Genomic DNA, 4,912 nt, shown 5'->3' with positions numbered 1-4,912 from the left:
GGCGCAGAGCGACAGCCTACCTCTGACTGCCGCCAATCTTTGCAACAGAGCCCCACAGGCTTTCCCAGGCGCGCAGGTGAACAGGGTTGCTTGGGTCGAACACCGGTACATCTGGCCGGAGGCGGGTGGATTCGGCCCGCCGTTCGGCTTCCCTTTGGCCGGGAAACTTGAAGGGGAAGGCAACATGCTGGTTATCGGCCAACTGGCGGGCCGCGTTCGCATGAGCCTTGCGATCGGCAACGCGCCCGGAATGCTGCCTCACTTGGCGCGGTGCAGCCGTTGGCAGGATGACGACGTTTGCCGGGCGATCGTGGCGTAGTTCGCGCAACGATGGAACACGCATGGCCACCGGTCATGCTGCCAAGCGATGAAGATCGGCCATGATCGCTGCCCACCAGGTTTCTGGCCAATGGGCAAAGTCTGCCCAGCGCTTGCGGGCGTACTCAATCTTCAAGATCGCGGCTGACAGATCGGGTGCATGGGTAGCAATCAGCGCGTTTTCGGCTGCGCAGCGCGCCTCGGTCAACCGGTCGGCCTCTGCCTCGATCGCACCAGGTATCGGTGTGCCGCCTTTCTCGGCCGCCTCGTAACATGGCAACCACACCGCTTGGTGGTGGCCATCTTCATCGCGGCGGGCGATCTCTAAGGCCAACTGTGCAGCATCCCACTTGCTCATTTCCCTTTTCCCTTTGCTCGATTGATTGACACCACGTCCGCGCCTTTGCGCAGGGTATCGAGATGGTCGCTCCACCATTGGGCCATCGCCACCCGCTCCTGCCAGTAAGCGCCGCGGGTATACGCAGCCCGCACCTTGTCAGCATCGCCATGCGCAAGCGCCCGCTCGATCGCATCGGGGTGCCATTTGCCGCATTCGTTCAGCAGCGTCGCGGCCATCGCCCGGAACCCGTGTGCCGTCATTTCGTCGCTGGCATAGCCCAGCCGGCGCAGGCCCGCGTTCAAGGTGTTCTCGCTCATGGGCCTGGCGCGCGTGCGGATCGAGGGAAACACATAGCCAGCAGGGCCGGTAATGGCGTTCAGCTCGCGCAGGATCGCCACAGCCTGGCGGGACAGCGGAACGCGATGATCCTTGCGCATCTTGGTTTTCGCGGCTGGAATCGTCCACAGCGCCGCGTCCAGGTCGATTTCCTCCCACCGGGCCTGGCGCAGCTCACCAGGCCGCACGAACACATGGGGCGCCAGTTGCAGCGCCAGCCGGGTAAGGCCCATGCTTTCATAGCCGTCTATGGCGCGCAGCAGCTCGCCCACCTTCACCGGCTCCAGGATCGCCGCGTAATGCGTTACCTTGGGCGTTGCCAGGGCGCCGCGCAGATCGCGCGTGGGATCGGACGCCAGCCGCGCCGTTGCCACGGCATAGCGGAACACCATGCCAGCCAGTTGCAATGTCCGCCTGGCACTTTCCAGCGCGCCTTTGCCTTCGATCTTGCGGACGGCAGCAAGGATGTCGCTTGGCTCGATTTCGCCAATTGGCAGGCTTCCCAGGGCGGCATTCAGGCGGGACAACAGATATTCGCTGCGCTTGGCCGTGGCCGCAGACCAGCCGCCTTCCCCGTCGCTTTTCCGCTTGGCGCAGTATTCGGCAGAGATGATAGCGAAGGTGTTCATGGCCTCGGCCCGCTGCCGCACCTTAGCCCGCTTCTTTTCCCGCGAAGGATCCTTGTTGGCAGCAATCTGTTCGCGCGCTTCCTCCCGGCGCTTGCGGGCATCGGCCAGGCTCACTTCGGGATAGGCGCCGAACGCCAGCAGCTTTTCCTTGCCGGCCACGCGATATTTCAGCCGCCAGAGCTTCCCCCCGGCTGGCGTCACCAGCAGGTACAACCCCGCGCCGTCCGCGATCTTGTATTGTTTCGCCGCCGGCTTTGCCTGCCGGATCGCAATATCTGTCAGCGCCATGGCCTGCCCTTGCATACCCCCAGGCCCATGATTGCTACCCCCAGCCGTTTCGCGCTCCCCCCAATCCTACCCCCACAGGTGGGTGGCTAGAGGTGGACGCAACTGGACGTGATTGGCCCGATAAGGCCTGAAATACCGTGGATTTTGGGGGTATGTCTAGCCGGATATGGACGCGGCTGGACGGCAAGTTGGAGCGGGTAGCGGGAATCGAACCCGCATAACTAGCTTGGAAGGCTAGGGCTTTACCACTAAGCTATACCCGCCCGCTCGATGCCGTGAGCGCTTGCCACGGGTGGCGGCGGCTCGTCAACCGTGTTGCGTCGTGTCGGCCGGGCAAAACCCCCAGATAGCCGGAGATTGCGGGCCTGGCGGACGCGGCAGGGCTATACCGTCGACAGTTGCGCACCCGGTCTTCCGGGCACGTCACGGCTCTTGTCCGCTTTCGATGATTGTTATAGATCATAGCGAAATTCGGAGGATGTCATGGCTGTTGAATCCGTTCTTTCGCACGCGGCGATCGCCCGCTTCCTGCGGCCGCAGTCGGTCGCGGTGGTTGGCGCGTCGGACAAGCCGGGGGCGCTCGGCGCCACGCTGCTGAGCAATCTCGATCGCAACGGCTATGCCGGGGCGGTCTATCCGGTGAATCCCAAGCGCGAGACGATCGGCGGGCGCCCCTGCTATCCCAGCGTCGACGCGCTGCCCGAGGGTGTCGACGTCGCGGTGCTGGCGATCCCGCGCGCCGGCGTGCTCGATGCCGTGCGCGGGCTGGCTGCGCGAAAGGCAGGCGGCGTGGTCATCTTCTCCGCCGGTTTTGCCGAGGGCGGCGAGGAAGGCCTGGCCGAACAACGCGAGATCGCGCGGCTCGCGGCCGAAGCCGGCATGGTCGTCGAGGGGCCGAACTGCCTTGGCCTCGTCAATTATGTCGATCGCATCCCGCTGACGTTCGTGGAAACCAATGCCGTACCGCCCGCGGGCAAGCGCGCGGTGGGCATCGTCTCGCAGTCGGGGGCGATGGCCGCGGTGCTCGGCACCATGCTGCTGGCGCGCGATTGCGGGGTGTCCTATTCGGTCTCCACCGGCAACGAGGCGGCGAGCGGGGTTGAGGACTTCGTCGATTGGCTGGTCGATGACCCGGATACGCACGCCATCGCCATGATCGTCGAGCAGTTCCGTCAGCCGCAGCGCTTCCTGGCCGCGGCGCGCCGCGCTCATGCCGCGGGCAAGCCGGTCGTGTTGCTGCACCCCGGCAAGTCTAGCGCCGCGCGCGAGAGTGCGGCGACGCACACCGGGGCCATGGCCGGCGACTACAAGCTGATGCGCGCGATGGTCGCACGCGCCGGGGTGATCTTCGCCGAAACGCTCGAGGAACTGGGCGACGTGGCCGAGATCGCCGCGCGCTGCCCGATCGCGCCGTCGGGCGCGACGGCGGTGCTGGGCGAGTCGGGCGCATTCAAGGCGCTGACGCTCGACCTTGCCGAGGAACTGGGCCTGCCGCTGGCCCCGCTGCACGACGAGGATTCGCCCGCGCTGCGCGCCGCGCTGCCGCCCTTCGTGCCGGTGTCGAACCCGCTCGACATCACCGCGCAGGGGCTGTCGGAACCGGCGATCTACACGCGCACGCTGGCGGCTCTGCTTGACGACGATCGCGTCGGCACCGTGCTCGCCGGGATCATCCAGGCCGAGGCGATCACCTGCGCGATCAAGTTTCCGCCGATCCTTGCCGCGGTCGAGGGCCGCACGCTGACCAAGCCGCTGGTCTTCGCCGGGCTGGACGAAGGCGCCGAGGTTCCCGCCGAGCGCATCGCCGCGCTGCGCGCCGCCGGCATCCCGTGGTTCCCCACCACCGAACGCGCGCTGCGGGCGATCACCCGGCTGACGCACTGGTCGGCGCGCGACCTTTCGGCGACCGATGCGCCGGCGCTGCCGGTGGCGGGCCTGTCGGACGAAACCGGCGTGATCCCCGAATACAAGTCCAAGCGCCTGCTTAGCCCGGCGGGCGTCTCGTTCCCCAAGGGCGCGTTCGCCGCGGATGCGGAGAGCGCGGTCCAGGCGGCCGAGGCCATCGGCTATCCCGTGGCGATGAAGGCGCAGGCCGCCGCCCTCAGCCACAAGAGCGATGCCGGCGGCGTGATCCTCAACCTCGCCGATGGCGATGCGGTGCGCGCAGCCTGGGCGAAGATGCATGCCAGCGTCGCGGCCTATGACGCCGCGATCGCGCTCGACGGCGTGCTGATCGAGGGCATGGGCAAGCGCGGCGTCGAGATGATCGTCGGTGCGAAGAACGATCCCGAATGGGGGCCGGTGGTGCTGGCGGGCTTCGGCGGCGTGACGGCGGAAATCCTGCAGGACGTGCGCCTGCTGACCGCGGACCTCACCGAAGAGGCGGTAATCGCCGAGCTGATGCAGCTCAAGAGCGCGGCGCTGCTGTCGGGCTATCGCGGCGCACCGGCGCTTGACGTGCCCGCGCTGGCGGCGTTGATCGTCAAGGTCGGGCAAGTGCTGCGCGCCGAACCCTCGATCCGCGAGATCGACCTCAACCCGGTGATCCTGCACCCGCTGGGCGAGGGCGTGGTCGCGCTCGATGCGCTGATGCTGGTGGACTGAACCTCAGAGCCCGACCCGAAAGTCCTGCGGGTCGGCTTGGCGGGTCTTTTGCGCCACCACAGCGGCGGCTGTTCGCCACGATGCCTCCGGCATCGCTGGGCTCTCAGCCTTCTCGTGGTGACACAAAATCTCTCGCCAACCCTCCGCCGCCGAACTTTCGGGTCGGGCTCTCAGGCGCGCGGGGCCACGCGCCGATAGCTCAGCGCTTCGGCGACGTGGACCCGCGCGACGTTTTCGGCACCGGCGAGATCGGCGATAGTGCGCGCCACGCGCAGGATGCGGGTATAGCCGCGCGCGGACAGGCGGATGGCTTCGGCAGCCTTGAACAGGAGCTGGCGGCCCGGCTCGTCCGGCGTGGCGAAGCGTTCGAGCCACTCACCGTCGAGTTCGGCATTGT

General features: G+C 67.0%; 4 protein-coding genes, 1 tRNA gene and 1 pseudogene. 2 read left to right on the top strand and 4 right to left on the bottom strand.

Annotated elements, in window-relative coordinates:
- A partial coding sequence (locus tag V7Q48_RS18240; RefSeq protein WP_333840682.1) for a hypothetical protein occupies positions 1-319 on the top strand: 319 nt, incomplete at its 5' end.
- 33 nt (positions 320-352) lie between these two features.
- On the opposite strand, the gene V7Q48_RS18235 is transcribed toward V7Q48_RS18240, so the two are convergent.
- From V7Q48_RS18235 to V7Q48_RS18225, 3 genes are all read right to left on the bottom strand, one after another.
- Complete coding sequence (locus V7Q48_RS18235; protein WP_333840680.1) at positions 353-676, bottom strand: hypothetical protein; 324 nt, start codon at positions 674-676, stop codon at positions 353-355.
- Positions 673-1,911 (bottom strand): tyrosine-type recombinase/integrase, encoded by a 1,239-nt coding sequence (locus tag V7Q48_RS18230; RefSeq protein ID WP_333840678.1) that lies wholly within the window; start codon positions 1,909-1,911, stop codon positions 673-675. Before V7Q48_RS18230 ends, V7Q48_RS18235 begins: the two co-directional genes overlap by 4 nt.
- Before the next feature lie 189 nt (positions 1,912-2,100).
- Positions 2,101-2,174: transfer RNA gene (locus V7Q48_RS18225), tRNA-Gly, on the bottom strand.
- A 220-nt stretch (positions 2,175-2,394) separates the two neighbouring features.
- On the opposite strand from V7Q48_RS18225, the gene V7Q48_RS18220 reads away from it, so the two are divergent.
- On the top strand, positions 2,395-4,515 hold the full coding sequence (locus tag V7Q48_RS18220) for an acetate--CoA ligase family protein (RefSeq protein ID WP_333840676.1): 2,121 nt from the start codon (positions 2,395-2,397) through the stop codon (positions 4,513-4,515).
- Positions 4,516-4,685: 170 nt separating this feature from the next.
- On the opposite strand, the pseudogene V7Q48_RS18215 reads toward V7Q48_RS18220, so the two are convergent.
- Positions 4,686-4,912, bottom strand: a pseudogene (locus V7Q48_RS18215) (YifB family Mg chelatase-like AAA ATPase); the annotation flags it as partial.

This window comes from Novosphingobium sp., assembly GCF_036803765.1.
GTDB lineage: Bacteria > Pseudomonadota > Alphaproteobacteria > Sphingomonadales > Sphingomonadaceae > Novosphingobium.
This window is presented reverse-complemented; position numbering and strand designations above follow the sequence as displayed.